17 protein-coding genes are annotated in these 17,282 nt (G+C 47.3%); 5 read left to right on the forward strand and 12 right to left on the reverse strand.

What is annotated here, in order from left to right; translation table 11 throughout:
• The first annotated feature begins 260 nt into the window (after positions 1 to 260).
• Complete coding sequence (locus CWC46_RS14080; protein WP_021015922.1) at positions 261 to 1,796, forward strand: SpoVR family protein; 1,536 nt, start codon at positions 261 to 263, stop codon at positions 1,794 to 1,796.
• Positions 1,797 to 1,880: 84 nt separating this feature from the next.
• Here the strand turns inward: CWC46_RS14080 and fadR are convergent, their stop codons facing one another.
• Complete coding sequence (fadR, locus tag CWC46_RS14085) at positions 1,881 to 2,600, reverse strand: fatty acid metabolism transcriptional regulator FadR (protein ID WP_021015921.1); 720 nt, start codon at positions 2,598 to 2,600, stop codon at positions 1,881 to 1,883.
• 230 nt (positions 2,601 to 2,830) lie between these two features.
• Between fadR and nhaB the strand changes: the two genes are divergently transcribed.
• The 4 genes from nhaB to CWC46_RS14105 all read left to right on the forward strand — a co-directional run bounded on the left by nhaB (position 2,831) and on the right by CWC46_RS14105 (position 7,315).
• A complete protein-coding gene (gene nhaB / locus CWC46_RS14090; protein WP_021015920.1) occupies positions 2,831 to 4,405 on the forward strand; it encodes a sodium/proton antiporter NhaB in 1,575 nt (524 codons plus the stop codon).
• 318 nt (positions 4,406 to 4,723) lie between these two features.
• Positions 4,724 to 5,254: a disulfide bond formation protein DsbB gene (gene dsbB, locus CWC46_RS14095; RefSeq protein ID WP_021015919.1), complete on the forward strand. Its 531-nt coding sequence runs from the start codon at positions 4,724 to 4,726 to the stop codon at positions 5,252 to 5,254.
• 519 nt (positions 5,255 to 5,773) lie between these two features.
• Positions 5,774 to 6,784 (forward strand): TIGR00341 family protein, encoded by a 1,011-nt coding sequence (locus tag CWC46_RS14100; RefSeq protein ID WP_021015917.1) that lies wholly within the window; start codon positions 5,774 to 5,776, stop codon positions 6,782 to 6,784.
• A 309-nt stretch (positions 6,785 to 7,093) separates the two neighbouring features.
• Positions 7,094 to 7,315 carry a hypothetical protein gene (locus tag CWC46_RS14105; RefSeq protein ID WP_021015916.1) on the forward strand — a complete coding sequence of 74 codons (222 nt, stop codon included), beginning with the start codon at positions 7,094 to 7,096 and terminating at the stop codon, positions 7,313 to 7,315.
• On the opposite strand, the gene CWC46_RS14110 is transcribed toward CWC46_RS14105, so the two are convergent.
• The 11 genes from CWC46_RS14110 to CWC46_RS14160 form a co-directional block, all read right to left on the reverse strand.
• On the reverse strand, positions 7,312 to 7,848 hold the full coding sequence (locus CWC46_RS14110; RefSeq protein WP_021015915.1) for a hypothetical protein: 537 nt from the start codon (positions 7,846 to 7,848) through the stop codon (positions 7,312 to 7,314). The genes CWC46_RS14105 and CWC46_RS14110 overlap by 4 nt on opposite strands.
• A 2-nt stretch (positions 7,849 to 7,850) precedes the next feature.
• Positions 7,851 to 9,926: a tail fiber protein gene (locus tag CWC46_RS14115; RefSeq protein ID WP_021015914.1), complete on the reverse strand. Its 2,076-nt coding sequence runs from the start codon at positions 9,924 to 9,926 to the stop codon at positions 7,851 to 7,853.
• A 71-nt stretch (positions 9,927 to 9,997) separates the two neighbouring features.
• Positions 9,998 to 10,849 (reverse strand): baseplate wedge 1 family protein, encoded by an 852-nt coding sequence (locus CWC46_RS14120; protein WP_021015913.1) that lies wholly within the window; start codon positions 10,847 to 10,849, stop codon positions 9,998 to 10,000.
• On the reverse strand, positions 10,842 to 12,044 hold the full coding sequence (locus tag CWC46_RS14125; RefSeq protein WP_021015912.1) for a baseplate J/gp47 family protein: 1,203 nt from the start codon (positions 12,042 to 12,044) through the stop codon (positions 10,842 to 10,844). Before CWC46_RS14125 ends, CWC46_RS14120 begins: the two co-directional genes overlap by 8 nt.
• Positions 12,044 to 12,394, reverse strand: a complete 351-nt coding sequence (locus CWC46_RS14130) for a contractile injection system sheath initiator (RefSeq protein WP_021015911.1) — start codon at positions 12,392 to 12,394, stop codon at positions 12,044 to 12,046. Before CWC46_RS14130 ends, CWC46_RS14125 begins: the two co-directional genes overlap by 1 nt.
• Positions 12,395 to 12,455: 61 nt before the next feature.
• The gene (locus tag CWC46_RS14135) at positions 12,456 to 13,058 is read right to left on the reverse strand and encodes a Gp138 family membrane-puncturing spike protein (RefSeq protein WP_021015910.1); all 603 of its coding nucleotides are present in this window, start codon (positions 13,056 to 13,058) and stop codon (positions 12,456 to 12,458) included.
• Positions 13,055 to 13,945 carry a phage protein gene (locus CWC46_RS14140; protein WP_021015909.1) on the reverse strand — a complete coding sequence of 297 codons (891 nt, stop codon included), beginning with the start codon at positions 13,943 to 13,945 and terminating at the stop codon, positions 13,055 to 13,057. Before CWC46_RS14140 ends, CWC46_RS14135 begins: the two co-directional genes overlap by 4 nt.
• Positions 13,938 to 14,228, reverse strand: a complete 291-nt coding sequence (locus tag CWC46_RS14145) for a phage baseplate plug family protein (protein ID WP_021015908.1) — start codon at positions 14,226 to 14,228, stop codon at positions 13,938 to 13,940. Before CWC46_RS14145 ends, CWC46_RS14140 begins: the two co-directional genes overlap by 8 nt.
• On the reverse strand, positions 14,225 to 14,872 hold the full coding sequence (locus tag CWC46_RS14150; RefSeq protein ID WP_021015907.1) for a phage baseplate protein: 648 nt from the start codon (positions 14,870 to 14,872) through the stop codon (positions 14,225 to 14,227). The genes CWC46_RS14145 and CWC46_RS14150 overlap by 4 nt, the downstream gene beginning before the upstream one ends.
• A 2-nt stretch (positions 14,873 to 14,874) precedes the next feature.
• Positions 14,875 to 16,602, reverse strand: a complete 1,728-nt coding sequence (locus CWC46_RS14155; RefSeq protein WP_021015906.1) for a glycoside hydrolase family 24 protein — start codon at positions 16,600 to 16,602, stop codon at positions 14,875 to 14,877.
• A 44-nt stretch (positions 16,603 to 16,646) separates the two neighbouring features.
• Complete coding sequence (locus CWC46_RS14160; protein WP_021015905.1) at positions 16,647 to 17,237, reverse strand: hypothetical protein; 591 nt, start codon at positions 17,235 to 17,237, stop codon at positions 16,647 to 16,649.
• Positions 17,238 to 17,282 lie beyond the last annotated feature (45 nt).

Below are 17,282 nucleotides of genomic sequence, written 5' to 3' on the forward strand. Positions count from 1 at the left end.
TTTTGCCGCGAAATCTGCTGAATAAAGGCTCTTATACTGGAATAAAAGACTACTTTAGCATTTAGATAATAATTGTCATCAATTGCAGATATAGTTTTTATCTATTATGAGAGGCAGTAGACTGGACGTATGATTGAATATCGACCCTAACTTGCTTTTTCTGCCAAGCTACCGATTTACCATCATTTTTCCCAGATTGAACTACGATTTAGTTATGTCGGCACGATAATGTGATGACAGCAATTGTGAGGGGCGCACTGATGGCTATGACGATTGATGATCGGATACAAAACCCACAACGTCTGAATGATGGACCTGACTGGACGTTCGATTTATTGCAAATCTATCTGGATGAGATAGATCGGGTAGCCAAACTGTACCGGTTGGATACCTATCCTCACCAAATTGAAGTAATCACCTCCGAACAAATGATGGATGCCTATTCCAGTATTGGGATGCCCATCAATTATGCACACTGGTCATTTGGTAAGAAATTTATTGAAACAGAACAGCGCTACAAGCATGGTCAACAAGGGCTAGCGTATGAAATCGTTATCAACTCTGATCCTTGCATCGCCTACCTGATGGAAGAAAATACCATGACAATGCAAGCGTTGGTAATAGCCCATGCCTGTTATGGACACAATTCTTTCTTCAAAGGAAATTATCTGTTTCGTAGTTGGACCGATGCCAGTTCAATCATTGATTACTTAATATTTGCCCGTCAATATATTGCACAGTGTGAAGAGCGTTATGGTGTTGATGAAGTCGAACGGCTATTAGATTCTTGCCATGCATTGATGAGCTACGGTGTTGACCGCTACAAACGCCCACAAAAGATCTCACTGGAAGAGGAAAAGTCACGTCAAAAAAGCCGCGAAGCTTACCTGCAAAGTCAGGTCAATGATTTGTGGAAGACGCTTCCACGCAAAGAGCAGGAAATCTCACCAGAAAAATCACGTCGTTTCCCATCAGAACCTCAGGAAAATCTGCTTTACTTTATGGAGAAAAATGCGCCGTTACTTGAACCATGGCAGCGTGAAATACTTCGTATCGTGCGGAAAATAAGCCAGTACTATTATCCGCAAAAACAAACACAGGTTATGAATGAAGGTTGGGCCACATTCTGGCACTACACCATCCTTAATCACCTCTATGATGAGGGGCGGGTATCTGATCGTTTTATGATGGAATTTCTGCACAGCCATACTAATGTCATTTACCAGCCGCCTTACAATAGCCCTTACTACAATGGTATTAATCCGTATGCATTGGGTTTTGCCATGTTCCAGGATATCAAACGCATCTGCCAGAATCCGACGGATGAAGATCGTTATTGGTTCCCGGATACTGCCGGCAAGGACTGGTTAGATACTCTGCACTTCGCCATGCAGAATTTTAAGGATGAAAGTTTTATCAGTCAGTTCCTGTCACCCAAGATAATGCGTGATTTCCGTCTGTTTACCGTATTGGATGACGACAACAACAATTACCTCGAAATTGCGGCAATCCATGATGAAAAAGGCTATCACAAAATTCGGCAGGAACTTTCTGCCCAATACAATCTGAGTAATATAGAACCTAATATTCAGATTTGGAATGTGGATTTACGAGGCAACCGTTCATTGACACTGCGCTACGTTCCACAGAACCGGGCTCCACTGGATAAAAGCGCGCATGAAGTGATGAAACACATATACCGACTGTGGGGGTTTGACGTTTATATGGAGCAAATGAACGAGGATGGCAATATCGAACTGTTAGAACGCTGTCCGCCTCGGAATAATCCGCTATAGCTAGAGTTTGCGTTATATCAGCGTACATAACGATAAACGGGGAGTCTGCAGTGCAGATTCCCCGTTATTATTGCCTTCTGACGACTATCGATGACCTTCCGCCAGATCGTGCGGGATGGCACTCTGCATACTGTGCCAAATCACACTGCTTTCCTTGCCATAATGACGAACTGTCTCTAATACTTGCTCATAAAGCCCATCATGGCACATGGCATCCAACCGACGATAGAATGCCAACGCCAGCTTACGCGCATCCGGGTTAGAGAAATAGTAACGCCCAACGCGTAAATACATCCCTTTTAATCCATTCAGAATTAGCCCATATATCGGATTGCCGGAAGCAAACGCCAGCCCACGGAAAATATTGTAATCCAGTTCAGCGACAGCATCAGCGCTATCATTTACTGATTCAACTGGCTTAAGAACTTCCTGAGCTTGTGCTGGATTAATCCTCAGTGCCGTGCGAATAAAAATGCCGGCGATATTGGTACGAACAGCTAACAGATTGTCGATCAATTGTGGAACGCTGTCGTGATCCAGTCGAGCCAGTGTCTCAAGAATATTGAGACCTGACGTTTCCCAAAAGTTATTGATTTTTGTTGGCTTACCGTGCCGAATTGTTAACCAGCCATCACGTGACAACCGCTGCAATACTTCACGCAGCGTAGTACGTGTCACGCCAATCAGTTCGGAAAGCTCCCTTTCTGCCGGCAGAATGGACCCAGGAGGAAATCGATTATTCCATATACTTTCAATAATATACTCTTCCGCGAATCCCGCCGGACTTTGCGCCTTTATAACCATAAGTTTATATTCCGTAGCGATGTTTACCAATGAAAGTCAACATCATCATACCAAACGAACTCTTCAGCACATAGCATACAGGACTTTAAAAGACAAATTCGACATAAAAACTGTGATTAAAGACAATTCCATTCAAACAAACAGGGATATACTTTCCGTTCTGATATAAATTTCTTCAAATACAATTTATATTGTTAAACAATTTTAACGGTAAGGGAAAAAACACGACAATGTTGGACATACCTGTTCACAGTATTCTCCTCAAGAATTTTTTAGGTAAATCACCAGACTGGTACAAACTCACCATACTGCTGTTTCTCGTTATAAACCCATTGCTGTTCTTTTTTGTCAGTACTTTCGCTGCTGGGTGGTTACTCGTCATCGAATTTATTTTCACTCTGGCCATGGCATTAAAATGTTACCCCTTGCAGCCAGGCGGATTACTGGCACTGGAAGCGATATTCATTGGCATGACCAACCCAGACCAAGTGTGGCATGAAGTCACTGGCAACATTGAAGTTTTATTATTGTTAGTATTTATGGTTGCCGGCATCTACTTCATGAAACAGCTGTTGCTGTTTGTGTTTACCCGCTTACTACTAAATATCCATTCAAAAATTGGGTTATCTCTTGCCTTCTGTATTGCGGCAGCGTTTCTTTCCGCATTTCTGGATGCATTGACCGTGATTGCGGTTATTATTAGCGTAGCAGTTGGTTTTTATGATATTTATCATCGATTTGCCTCGAGTCAGGGTGAGTACACGGATATCAATGATGATAGCGGCCTGACAGAAGAGGCGCATAAACAATCACTAGAACAGTTCCGCAGCTTCCTACGCAGCCTGTTGATGCATGCCGGTGTTGGCACAGCATTGGGAGGAGTGATGACCATGGTAGGCGAACCGCAAAACCTGATTATTGCCAAAAGCGCGGGTTGGGATTTCGTCAGTTTCTTTCTGCGGATGACCCCTGTTACCATGCCAGTATTCTTATCCGGCATTCTAATTTGTGTTCTGGTTGAACGCTTTAAGCTGTTTGGGTACGGCAGTACATTGCCCGCCATTGTGCGCAATGTGCTGCAAGACTATGACCGGGAAGCAACAGCCAAACGTACGTCACAGGATCGTGCTCGTCTGGTAATACAGGCTCTCATTGGCATCTGGTTGATTATCGCGCTGGCGTTTCATTTTGCTGAAGTAGGATTAATCGGCCTATCGGTGATTATCCTTGCCACTTCTCTCGGCGGCATCACAGAAGAACATGCTATTGGGAAAGCCTTCCAGGATGCGCTACCTTTTACCGCCCTGCTGACAGTCTTTTTTACTATTGTGGCAGTGATCATTGATCAGCATTTGTTTAGCCCTATCATTAATTTTGTCTTGCGATCATCTTCCAGTTCACAGATGACGCTGTTTTATCTGTTCAATGGTCTACTGTCATCTATTTCAGATAACGTGTTTGTGGGTTCGGTTTATATCAATGAAGCACGGCACGCCTACGAGCAAGGAAGCATTTCTCTGCGACAGTTTGAATTGTTGGCCGTGGCCATTAATACCGGGACCAATCTACCTTCAGTGGCAACACCAAATGGTCAGGCAGCATTTCTGTTTCTGTTGACATCTACACTGGCCCCCTTGATTCGTCTCTCTTATGGCCGAATGGTTTGGATGGCGCTACCTTATGCCATAACGATGACACTGGTCGGCTTGCTGTGCGTCGAGTATACACTGGTCCCACTTACCGATATCTTTTTGAAATTGCAATGGATTACCTATCCGACAATTCCTTTATCAGTCGGTCATTAATCCAGATAAGTTGTATATAGTATGGGGTAGGACTGGTAATATTAGCACCGGTCCTGCCTCAGGCAGTATTGAAAACCAACGTGATTTTACGCAGCAAAAGCCTATCCTGTCAGGCGTTGTTGACACAGCCACTTGATAATGATTACAACACCCAGGCGCACCAGAAAAATATCTTTCTGACATTAGAAAACAGTCGTTGTTGCATGAGTATGATCTGATTCAATATGGTAAATGATTGCGTCCTAATGGGATAAGTTTTACATGATGGCAGTGAGTTTCCACTACCAATTCGATTGTTTCTAGTATGGAATTTTTGTTATGTTGCGATTTTTGAACCGTTGCTCCCGTAAGCGCGGCACTTGGCTACTAATGGCATTAACGGCCTTTGTCCTTGAATTGGTCGCGCTTTACTTCCAGCATGTGATGCTACTGAAACCCTGTGTGCTGTGCATTTATCAACGTAGTGCGCTGTTTGGCATTATGGGTGCCGGTCTGGTGGGAGCTATTGCTCCGTCAACCCTTCTGCGCTATCCCGCTATTGCATTATGGATATACAGTGCGGCAGAAGGCTTGGGGCTGGCCATAAAGCATACTGATGTTCAATTGCATCCTTCACCATTTAACACCTGTGACTTCTTTGTCAGTTTTCCATCCTGGCTACCGCTGGATAAATGGCTACCTGCTATTTTCAGCGCTACCGGAGACTGTGCTGAACGTCAATGGCATTTTATGAATCTGGAAATGCCACAATGGATGATAGTGATCTTTGGTGCCTATCTGCTGGTCGCTGTACTGGTCTTGGTTGCACAACCTTTCCGGCCTAAACGGCGTGACCTTTTCGGACGTTAATCCACTCCCCGCCATGATTGGGCATTATTTGGCCCAATCATGCTTATAAACATAGCTAGCATTAAAAAACGTTGATCTGCTCCCCCTTTGGCTAGAGCTTGATAGCCGTTTCCTGTCACTACTATTTGTCATTTCGTCGTTAAAGATATTCAACCCGTGTTCAATTGGGCCAAGGTGATCCTGAGTTATCACATCTGAGACTTCTATTTGAACATTTAGCATATTGTCCTCTTATGATTGACTACTATTCTTCCTTGAACCGTTCCCCTGCCACCTTATTCCCGGGATTCAGATCAGAGTGCAACGTCTTGACGAGGCGGTGAGCTCTTGGCCCCATTTTCTTGAGCTATTATTTATAATTGAAGCGCTAGAGAACGACTAGCATTGAGATTAACGCTGGCAAGAGTGGAATTTCCATCGAGATGGCAGTAACACTGTGTTGCCCGTGTGGGAATTGCTAAAACAGATAACAATACGGTGACAGCCTGACTCGATCGTGCATCAAAAGGGAGAGACTCAATGGCGCTACGCTTGCTCGAATTGGTGTTGCAGGAGAGGGATAGCGGCGACGTCCGCGAGCTTCTTAAGGATTGCAAGGTACTTGAACACCGACATATCCGGTTGACCGATGACGAAGTGCTGGTGCGCATTCTGTTGGATGCTGTGCAAAGTGAAACGGTATTGGATTTACTGGAGAAACAATACACCGGCAGAGAGGGCTACCGGGTAATGGTCCTGCCGGTCGAAGCGACATTGCCACGCGCCCAAGTGGAACCAGAGGAAACTGCCGCGCCCGAACCATCTGCGCCAGAAGAAAAAACGCCCGAGCGGATCGGCCGTGAAGAGTTATATGAAGACATTAAGAACGGCGCGCAATTGTCACGGGTCTATATGGCACTGGTGGCGCTGTCCACGGTGGTGGCGGCCATTGGCCTGCACCATAACAACGTGGCTGTCATTATCGGAGCAATGGTAATTGCGCCGCTGCTCGGTCCAAGCATTGCGCTGTCGCTCGGCATTACATTAGGCGATGTGTCGCTGCTTCGAAAAGGGCTCCTGACGGCGCTGGCAGGGAATGCGTCGGCATTGGTATTGTCCGTGCTCATCGGTTTACTTCTGAACGTGGACCCGACGTTGTCCGAATTGGCGTTGCGCACCCAAGTAGGTCTGGGCGACATCGTGCTGGCACTGGCGTCCGGCTGCGCAGGCGCGTTGGCATTCACAACGGGAGTATCGACTGCATTGATTGGCGTCATGGTGGCGGTAGCAATGTTGCCGCCACTAGTGACCTCAGGTCTGCTGTTTGGTGGTGGGCATCCTACCTTGGCCATGGGAGCCCTTTCGCTGTTTCTGGTGAACTTGATTTGTGTGAATCTGGCGGGAGTAACGACGTTTTTGATACAGGGTATCAAACCGACGAACTGGTGGGATAAGGTTCAGGCCAAGAAAGCCACGCGTATTGCGATTGCGCTATCGATTGTCCTGTTGGCGGTGCTGGTCGGCATAATCCTGCTAGTACACAAGGGTTGAATAGGATGGGAAAAAACATGCCCCACGCATATTCTGTGTGACCAATAATACCATATAAATCAGATGTTCAACGCGCCCAATCAGGCTTGTTGAGGACAGGCAGTAGTATTTCTCAGCTCTGCGTCTTTGTCCGAATTATCTGAGTAAAAAGCCATAGTTACCGCAGTCGATTTATGCTCTTACGTTCTCTTTTAGATCGTCTGCGGTATTTTTATGTCCCATCCATGCCCCACAGTCCGCAGCTCTCTTTATTCGTCACTCATATGCCTGTACTATCAATAGTGTTACTTCACATACAAAAACGAAATCATGAAAACCATTGATTATCACGGAACGACGATCTGCGTATTAGACGACAACGACATGCTGACAGATTGCCCGATAGGCTCTTATGCAGTTATCGAAGACTCTGGATTTTATGTTGCTGTTCGTGTCGATGAGAAAGACGCGCCAACAATTCACACAGACCCAGTCCCCACACTTGAGGATGCACTCGACATTATCGCCGAGCAGCATGCGTTCTTTTCTTAAGATGCGCGAACAATCCTATTAGTAATGTAGAAATAATCAATACCTCTATATCTCCAGTCAAATCTGAACCTGACCGCTCGACCGACAAAAAAACCGTTCAAGTAGAATCCGGAAAAATTTAGGCCGAGTCGTATTGGCGTAACTTTAGCTTTAAATGAAACGGGATTAGGATATGGAGTCTTGTAGGCTTCAGTGCCATTTGTAGCCATGGAATATTCCATGTCATCATCATCTATAGCGACAACTTGCGAGCTAGTAAGTTGGTAATCAGTTCCTGTTGGATAGAATGCAAATCCGTCACCTGTTTGAGTCATAGTTACCCACGTAGATGTGGAGGGGGTAATATACAGGCTATTCCCCTCACTAGGGTCCCACTGAACCGGTTCGGACGGAGTTGCGGGGAATATTTTTTTAAACGTCCCGTTATCATTAATCCATGCTGCAGCGACGGATTTAAATTTTCCACTATCATTGATATTCAGCGCAGTGACCGGGGCGAAAACGCCCCCAGAATTTTTGCGATAAATCGGCATGGTTATTCCTCCACCTGATACCAGATATGGCCTGCACTATAACTGCTGGCATCGGTCGGCACCGCATCGGTCGAAATGGTGTAACTCACTCCGAGGTTTTGTCGCGCCACTGTCGCATTCGTCACATCAGAAAGGTTATTAGCAGACGTCAAGAATCCGCTCCCCTCTTTTAACCACGAACTAAAAGCTGGCGTCGTGGCTGTGGTATCAACACAGTAGCGGTGATAAACCTCCGTTGTGTTATAGGGATAATAAATCTGGCGAAGACCAGTGGCGGTGGTTTTAATTACATCCAGCATGCCGGCCAGTGCAACCGGATAATTCCGTGCCAGCGTCGCACTGCTGGTTAAGGACTGAAACTTACGGCCCGGTGAAAGCACAGTATTCAAATTTTCAGTGCCGAGCGTTACGTTAGCCTGTGGAACGGCACCAACATCATCAGCGGTCAGACTGTCTTGGGTTGCCAGTGCTTTTAATCCCAGATTGGTTCGTGCCGTTGCTTGTGCTGTGCTGCCCTTTCCCGCTATTTCAGCGAGGTTTTCGTTAATCTGGAGATATGTTTCCTCCTCCTCAATTTCTATTGACGTAATCACTAATGACTCAGTGACTCCCGAGTTTGTCCCTGTCAGTGACAGCGTTGCCGTTCCTGCTCCACTGATGGTCAGCGTGCCACTACTGGACAGTGATGCGATAGATGAATCAGAAGATGAGGCGTTTACTGTCTCGGTATAATTATCAGGGAAATAGGTTACCGCGATCGAATAGCTGTTACCGGCAATCAATTCTGAAGGAGCAGAACCGATGGAAATGGCGGTCAGATAAACATGCTGGGTGATCGTTGCCGTTGACGCCAGGCCAGTAGAGATACTGGCAATAATAGTCTGCGTGCCGCTTTCGCCCGTCTTTGACGTATACAGACCGTTACTGTCAATACTGCCCAGCGAACTATCCGATACAGTCCACGACACTGGATAATTGTCAGCCAGGGTACCCGGTAATACCGTGGCCGAGAATAGCTGTGTCAATCCCGCATTCAGCGTTTTGGTTCCCGGCGTAATGACAATCGCAGTAGGTGTCTGTTCTCCGGCAACGGCCTCGGCCTTGTCGGTTTTAATAATATACATCGCAGCAATGTTGGTTGGTCGAGTTTCAGTGGCTGTACGCACCACACGCGATGCATCAAACGAATATTTACGCAACTCAAGATCGTCCTGATTGCCAGGATCACCAGTGCCGACACCACCTTCATCAGCAAACGCCCCAGAGACACCCTGACCCGCTCGACTGGTGGCCACAATATCAGCAATAAACGAACCGGTAATGTTCTGCAATGCATCGTCCTGATAAGACCCGATGCTTCTCGATGAGTCAGGATCAATGGTAGACCCATTGGCCCAGGCACGCACAAAACGCCCTCGCCAGTCAGGAACGCGCCCGCCTGGATATATTGCGACCAGCTTCGGGTTTTCGCTTATATCAAAACTCTGCCCGTTCAGTTCCAGCCATCCATCCGGCGGTGTAGAAGCACTCCATAGGATGATCGCTCCAACTGGTAACAGGTAGGGTGCCATTGCCTCGGTAATGGTCGATTTCAGCTTGTTGTCCAGATAGGATGCCGCAGCATGCAAACGTCGGGGGGTGATCACCTGCGTGCTGCCTTCACCAGCAATCGCTTCCTCTTCGGTCGCCTCAAGCTGGATATACACCTGCCATTTAGTTTCGTCGACACCCGGTGTCGCGGTGTTATTGTCGACGAGCGACAGGTACAACACGCCGTTATATTCTACGACGACACCAGCATCATAGCCGAACGCGGCGCCGTTGTTATTCGCTGTCGTGATCCACTCTGGATATGTGTTTGTCTGGTACTGACGAATAGCCGTGGTAATAGCGTTCAGTACACTATTCATCGCCTCGCGTTCAACGGGTTTCGCGTTCGCATCAGCCGCCGGGTCTTTTGCGTAGTCCGGCCCCCATCCCGAGGGATAGTTCACACTACCATCGCTGGTAGTAGTGTCGGGAATGGCCTGGGTATCTCCGCTTGACGCGAACGGCACACGGAAAAATTTCTGATCCATTTATTGATCTCCAGAAATGAAAAAACCGCGAGGTGCGGCCATTGGAATATTGGTTTAGTGGGTTATTACAATTAGGGGTATGACGCCTCAACGTTCACCCATTCGCATAGTGGCGTCAGGACCTGAGCACGAGCTACAACAATGAAATCGGCGCCGACATTTGGTGTGGCACTAAAATTACCATCAGCATCGGTGACCAGTCGTTCTGTCACCGTAGCGCCACTTGGCAGCGTGTAAATCAGCGTGATATCGACATCAGACACGATAATACCCGCATTCGCTGTCAGATCGCCGGATAACACGCTATTGGCGAGCGTGATGGTTAATTTCAGATTGGTGTAAATCTTAATGCCGTCGCCGTGCCAGAATGGAGCGCAGAAATTGGCATAGTGCTGGCCGAATCCGAACGGTTTGTATGTGAGAACGCGAACATCCTTCATCCCAACACCTTGCGGTCTGGGTATCAGATCGTAATCACGGATTAATTTTTGCGTGCCAACATCGACGTTATGCGTGAACCAGATCAGGCGCATTGTCATGTCCTGCCCGTCCAATAACCGAGTTGGTTCATTCATGATGTAGTCGGCAGAAAACTGGATTTCGTCAATTGTGGCCGCGCTATTGTTCTTGAATATTTTCGCCTTGATCATTCGGCGAAATAGCTCGTCATTAACTGGTGCGGGTTGGCACGCTGGATAGAACGTCCCGATCGGGCGTGTGCGATAACCAACGATTCGCCCGCAGATATCAAGTTGCTCCCCCTCCGCCGTGTTGATATTCAGCATCTGTTGAATTTTGTCGGCCTGGTCTTCTATGTTGGCCTGTGCGATATCCGGTAATGTTTTTAACCATGCAATCAGTTTCGTGGCGTTTTTATACTGCCAATAGGCGCGGGAAAGTGCTTTTTTCTGGTGGTCATACATAGGTCACCTCGATGTTGTCTACACTAAAAACACCGAGCTGGTTAAACGCAATATCGACAGCCACACCATTCATTGTTGCCGCCGAGGTGCCAACGTAAATCGTATTCACAAATCCATCGCCAGCAACAATATAGTTAACAGGCGTAAACAGTCGCCCCGCGCCAACGTTCTCTCCGATATGAAACCCGGTTTTTGCAAACCCGGGAGTCCGTCCAAATCCAATACTGGCATATTCGACGATTGCGCTTTTGATGCTCGCGTCATCAAATCGACGATCACTGGCGATTTCGACACGGACAAAAATAGAAATGAACTCAGGTCGGAAAAATGTGGCATTAAAGGGATTTCCGCCAGGCGTAACCGTATCAATGCTGATCTTGTTGGGGATACCTTCGTTATAACGATTCAAACCACAACCAGGGTTTTTCCTTTTCGCCATAGTTGCCACGATGTCATCTATCTCACCACCATCGATGAAAATCGCCATGGAATGCCCATAAACACCGTTTTTATCCAGCACCGATTCGGTATTCTCGTAAATGCGACGCTGTTTAACCCCGTCCAGATTGACCAGCGCGGCATCGATATTGTCAATCTGGTTATTGCCGGGGAACGCAACAGATTCATTGCGGCGAATGCGAAATACATTATCGGATTCCTCATCCTTCCCCAGCGATGCCGGATTATTATTTGTAACTGAGGTGATGCCACCAATTGGCGTAGCAATAATGGACAGGTTGTTGCTATTCCCTCCCTGAGCACCAGCCGTTGTGCATGTCACATTAACGGAGGACGAACCGCTATTGTTTGTCACTACAGTGTTGTCGGTTGCCCACAGCGTGTTAGTAATACGATTGCGAACCAGCGTACCCACCGGGATTTCTACTAATGGGATGCCTGTAAATGTGACGGTGGCAGTGGAGAACGTCGCATCAAGCCGTGTAATACCAGCAAACGCCGCGATACGGTCAAGTTGCTGGCCGATGGCTGAATTCGGATCAGCGGAGTGGTAAGCGCTGATAACAGCCTCATCAAGATTTGCCAACATCTCGCACCATGCAGCAATAATGAGCCCGTCCGGTGATTCAGGATTGATATTCCAGCCATCATCAATATCCAGGTAGCGCTGACGCATCACCATAATATAGCTATTCAGCGTTTTGCCGGTTACACCGTCTTTGGTAATTTCAGCCATCAGATAATTTCCTCGTCAAACAGCAATTCGAACTGTTCGTTATTGATATCCATCAGCGCGGCGTAAATAGTGATTTTTCGTGTGGGCTGGTCGATGTTGAATTCAAAACGGGTGATACCGACTACACCCGGCGAAGTCAAAATTCGCTGCTTGATATTGGCTGCGGCAATGTCTGTTTGGGTTTTACCGAGGACGCTCTGAAACCACTGAGTACCCTCCGTGGCATCAAGAAAATACTCACTGAAAAATAGCCTCAACCGTCTGATAATTCCCTGCCGAGTCGCCTCTTTACCGGTTACAAAATGCTCATCGTGCGTGACAATGTCACCATCTGCAAAATTTCGGATCACGGCTGAATCCCCATAAAAAAAACCCAGCGGATGCCGGGACCTGATGTGTGATGGCTAGGTGTTACTGCGGGCCGTTAGTGTTGCCGCCACCTCGCTCTACACCGCTGTGAATGTGATCGCTACCGATGTTCGTACCGTTGTGCACCAGTCCGGAGGAAGTTAGCTCCAACGTCTGACCATCAGCGGTGAGCCTCACCCCTTTATCGGTGAGGTGAATTGTGATAGTGCCGGCGGAATTGCTCATGCCTATGCCAGACGTGGGCAGATCGGGAATGGCGGTTTTTAGTGAGCGATAACCAGGTGAGAAAAAAGCGTCACTCGCGCTGAACATTTCAGGGCCGGTAGGTGGTGCCGGCCCTCCCATATCCAGCCATGCATCAACTGAACGCTGACTAAAATGAATGTAACCCTCAGTACCTGCGGGTAACTCATGGAACACCGACCAATCAGCAGAGCCAGGGAATTGCACAGGGACATTGACGAGCAATGGCAACGTCTGAACAGTGCCATCGCTCATCTGGCGCTGAATACCACACTCTATCTGGGCTCGTTGAGTGCTGGGATAGTAGGCAACAACATGGCCGGGCATACCGATCATTAAGCCACCAACCATCTCCATGCCAGCGGACTGAATAGCTGAAAATAGCGGGTTCGTGCTTTTCATTGGGCTGTACTCCACTGGCAGCGCAACATAGTGCGCCAGTCATCATTCCAGAAATCGCCCTGATGTGTAGTTGATAGCACCCGGAATGATCCCGTCCGCCGCTGGATATTCGCCATATCATTTAGCCCGGTGTTGTACATACCGCTGTAATTTATCGTCCAAAAATCGGAGCGTATTTTTATCAAGTCACCGGGCTGAATAATATGGTTAAGGCGAACGTCAACCTCCAGATCTTTCTGATACCAGCGCGGGGAACTTTCCATGCCGTTATCAGAGTTGATTTCATAAATAGTTGGGCGCGTAGCCCCCTCACGAATTAGCGTGGTTTTATTCTCAGATAGTAGCCAGTCATAACGCCACGCCGCTTTCATGGCATTTAAAAAGTTTCGGCTTGATGTATACGGCAATGTATATCCATGATTGAAGACGGGGAGATCAGAGAAGTTGCCCACGGTTTCAACTGGTGGCCCGAATGAGCGCGCCACGTCCTGCAATATTTCTATTGCCTGCGTTTTTTCTCCCCACGTTTTGCCAATCGTTGCATCAGACCACATCACAGAGTAGCAATTTAAACGCAGGTATACACTGGCACCATCGCGACCCACTTCCACGCTGTTTATCTGGCCTGAGAATATGTCACCAGACGATTCCTCATAGCCCGCTGATAATCGAACCATTCCGTATCGTTGACTATTTTTATCGAATTTTTGGATAAATTGCCGATATTGATAAGATACTCCGTAAATCATAATCATGGCCGTTGCCACTTGATTATTGGGCATATTAGTAATCAGAAATTTAACCTGTGTGGGCGGCTCACAGGTCAACTTATTACCCTCTGCCGATGTAATTTCAAGATTGTAGGTTCGCCCGAATAATCTAGTCATTTGGATACCAAATCAGGTTATTAGTGACACCAAGATTAGTTAGTGTCGGCGTTTCACCCTCCAGCACGATTTTCCCGATGCTGGTATTCAAACCAGAAAGCAGATCAACACCGGCATGTAATCCACGACCGGGAGCGATCGGCTCGTTATTGGCATCACGAATATCAACGACGAAATAGCTATACCGAGTTAACCAGCGAACATTGAATCGTAGCAGCATGTTATTGAGCGTTGAGGTAAATGAAAAATCGGCCAGTCCACGAGTAAGAGGGATGGTCTTCATTGTGGTGTCACCTCCCCTAAATGCACATTTGCCTGCCCCTGAGTGGACGCTGAATCACCAGTTGGAAGCCTACTATTTATCGTCGTCGCCGCGTCGTCATTTCGGTTTTTTATCAGCAGGGAGCGCATTTCCACAACGATTTCCTGTCCACCCTCGTTCTGCTTATTCTTTTGAACTCTGGTGTTAGTGATAATCATGTTGTCGTATGAGGAGTTAATGCCAACAACGGTTAATATGTTTTTTTCGACCTGTAATTTTCGCAGGTCCAACAACGCTGACTCTGAACGTTTTGTTCCCGATGCCACAAATGACAGCCCTGCTGATGCCGCTAACCCAGCCAGCGCCGCCGCGCCGCCTCCCAGAAGAGAACTTGCAGCACCGACAGCGACACCAGTACCGATCCCCGCGATACCTGAAAACTGCCCTGCGTTGGCCATCAATGCTTTAACCGGATTGTCTGAAATCGCAACGGTCATCACTATAGTCATGGGGCGTGTGACAGCGTTGTCGCTTGCTTTCTCGCCCGTTTCTAACGGGTACTCGCTAACATCCGTTCGCAGCTCACTGGATTCCTCCAGTATTGCATCAAAAAAAATCCCGCCGATTTCCGGGCGGGATTTATTGAACACTCCGACGATTGACATGATCACCACCCGTTTCTGTTAAATGACTGCGCAAGGTTTTCCCCTGTCTCCGTTAATGCCTTTCCTATTGAGTCTTGCACTTGTTGTTCATTCAGACCCAATCCAGAAATATTCAGTTCTACATGCTGAGTAACGGTGACGGGCTGAGAAGACTCAGATCGGCTGGCAGATGGGTTGTACGGCGCGGCACTGCGTTGATAATTGTAGTCGGGTAGATAATACCCTTCCATTTCTGCAGCACTGCGTTTCGGTTGCGCATAGGGCGATGATGGTAGAGACGCCCATACACCACCCAGGTGATTAGTCGCATCCATGAAATTGCCGTTCAGCACGTTATCAAGCTGTCCCGCGCGTTGAATAAGCCATAGCGCAGCCAAATCCTGGCTTTGCGGTGAAAAATCGTTTAACCCCAGGACTTTTGCTGCCTCATCCCATGATTTTTGCGTGAATTGATAGCGCCCCGCTGCCGAGGTTTTGTTCCACGTTCCGTTTATCTGCTGGAAGTTTTTCAACTGTCTAGGATGATCGGCCAGGCTGGCAACCTGCCCGCCACCAAACATCGTGTGATAACCGGAATTCATGTATCCACTGGTGCCTTCGGCGCGTGAAATAGCATCGAGATAAGAACGGGCGTTGGGATTGTTGAGGACATCGTGAAGATTACCGCCTTGCTGCTGTTTCAATCCCTGTATTTTTCGAGGATCAATCCATTTTCCGTTAATCCATTTCCCCGACCCGTTGCCCAGCAGCGCATTACCAAAATCACCCCATGTGGGCGCAGCGCGGATGTTCTGGAAGTAATCAGATCCGCCGAACAATCCGTTTAATCCCATATCAATGAATGGCTCGCTAATTTCTGCTGCACTCCAACCATACCCGACAGCGCCAGTTACTTTTGAAAGACCTTTTAGCCCCAATATTTTCATACCTTGCTGGGTGATAGCAGTAGCGGCAGCTATCCCAGATCCTTTCAGTATTCCTTCGGAAGCTTCAGGATTTGATTTTGCGAATTCATTAACCTTATCCAATAAAGAATTAACTACAGGTAAGAGTTTTCTACCCATCGAATAAGCAAGAACCTCAAAGTTCCTGCTTAAATCAGCCATTTCGTCGTTAAATATTTGGGAATTTTTAAGTAAATTTTCATCTATCGCATATGGATTTTTATCTGACTTTTCTTGCGACTCTCTGAAAAAGTTTGGCCCCATTTCCATCAGTCTGGTTATAGGCGAGTCTTGACCAAACCCGCCGCCCTCACGCAGGAATGCTTGTTGGTCATAATTCATTTTTTGATAACTATCTATCAGGTATTTCAGTCCATCTTGTTGGCTCATTTGGGAAAATGCTGTCGGGTTAAACGCCTCGCCCCAATACGCCTTGCTATTGAGCTCCCCGTATTTGGCCTTTCTTTGCAATTCAGGAATTGTTTTTGCTATATCGTGTGCAGCATCTGGAGATAGATTTAAGCGACGCATCGCCATTTCCAGCCCCTGGATCTGGCGGATGGTAAAACCCGTATTATCGCTGAGGCGTTTCATTTCTAACGCCGAGTTAGCCACACCGCTAGTCAGAGCCTTAATACCAAGCCCTACACCGGCAACTGCGGCCAGTTGCAACATCCCATCAGTTACGCCTTTTATTGCGTCTGCGCCTTTCTGAAATGACTTTGCGTCAGTTTCAAGACCAAGCGAAACCAACAGAGAATCAATTGTTCCTGTATTTTCAGCCATTTATTTTCTCCGGGCATTAAAAAACCCGCAATGGCGGGTTTCTATTACATCGTTCGGTAATAATAGGCCCGTAAAGCCCACTCCCCGAAATCTATAAAACTGCCGTAATAACTCATAGTGTCGGCAAACACCTCGTTGCTAATTCTTTTATCGTTCACCGCACGCAGCCACAGCACCACCCCACGCTCAACAGAAACAGTACACTCATTGCGCTGAATTTTTCCCGAGTACGGAGAGGCGCAACTGATAAGCGCCATCTCTAAATATGCGCGGATACTATTCGGATCTAGCGGGATTGGTCGCCCATCAATTTGTAGATCATTACCTTTTTTACATGTTACCTGATGTTTGTTGATGATGCTGACAGCCCGCGAAATATGGGGAATAAATTGTGGATGGCTACCCGCCAAAGGAATTTCACACTTCACTCGTGGTGCGTTGCGTATTTCATCTAACTTCCGCTGCGCCTCCTGCTCTTCCTTAATCCTCGCATTTCTCTTAACCTCGGTGATCTTCCTATTCTTTTCCTCCATCATGGAATTCCATTTTTTATCCTGCTCAATCTTTTCGCTGGTAAGTCCTTGTGAGCAACCAGAGATAAAAAAAATCAAAGCGAATACTGTTAATCCCCTCACATCCTTGCCCTCAACCAGTGATATTCAGAAACATCCTATCATCGG

It is taken from the genome of Prodigiosinella confusarubida (genome assembly GCF_002847015.1).
Classification (GTDB): Bacteria; Pseudomonadota; Gammaproteobacteria; order Enterobacterales; family Enterobacteriaceae; genus Prodigiosinella; species Prodigiosinella aquatilis.

Bases quoted from the DNA above. Each gene is read 5' to 3' on its own strand.
- CWC46_RS14080 (WP_021015922.1), top strand. From the start codon at position 261: ATGGCTATGACGATTGATGATCGGATACAAAACCCACAACGTCTGAAT.
- fadR (WP_021015921.1), bottom strand. From the start codon at position 2,600: ATGGTTATAAAGGCGCAAAGTCCGGCGGGATTCGCGGAAGAGTATATT.
- nhaB (WP_021015920.1), top strand. From the start codon at position 2,831: ATGTTGGACATACCTGTTCACAGTATTCTCCTCAAGAATTTTTTAGGT.
- dsbB (WP_021015919.1), top strand. From the start codon at position 4,724: ATGTTGCGATTTTTGAACCGTTGCTCCCGTAAGCGCGGCACTTGGCTA.
- CWC46_RS14100 (WP_021015917.1), top strand. From the start codon at position 5,774: ATGGCGCTACGCTTGCTCGAATTGGTGTTGCAGGAGAGGGATAGCGGC.
- CWC46_RS14105 (WP_021015916.1), top strand. From the start codon at position 7,094: ATGAAAACCATTGATTATCACGGAACGACGATCTGCGTATTAGACGAC.
- CWC46_RS14110 (WP_021015915.1), bottom strand. From the start codon at position 7,848: ATGCCGATTTATCGCAAAAATTCTGGGGGCGTTTTCGCCCCGGTCACT.
- CWC46_RS14115 (WP_021015914.1), bottom strand. From the start codon at position 9,926: ATGGATCAGAAATTTTTCCGTGTGCCGTTCGCGTCAAGCGGAGATACC.
- CWC46_RS14120 (WP_021015913.1), bottom strand. From the start codon at position 10,849: ATGTATGACCACCAGAAAAAAGCACTTTCCCGCGCCTATTGGCAGTAT.
- CWC46_RS14125 (WP_021015912.1), bottom strand. From the start codon at position 12,044: ATGGCTGAAATTACCAAAGACGGTGTAACCGGCAAAACGCTGAATAGC.
- CWC46_RS14135 (WP_021015910.1), bottom strand. From the start codon at position 13,058: ATGAAAAGCACGAACCCGCTATTTTCAGCTATTCAGTCCGCTGGCATG.
- CWC46_RS14140 (WP_021015909.1), bottom strand. From the start codon at position 13,945: ATGACTAGATTATTCGGGCGAACCTACAATCTTGAAATTACATCGGCA.
- CWC46_RS14145 (WP_021015908.1), bottom strand. From the start codon at position 14,228: ATGAAGACCATCCCTCTTACTCGTGGACTGGCCGATTTTTCATTTACC.
- CWC46_RS14150 (WP_021015907.1), bottom strand. From the start codon at position 14,872: ATGTCAATCGTCGGAGTGTTCAATAAATCCCGCCCGGAAATCGGCGGG.
- CWC46_RS14155 (WP_021015906.1), bottom strand. From the start codon at position 16,602: ATGGCTGAAAATACAGGAACAATTGATTCTCTGTTGGTTTCGCTTGGT.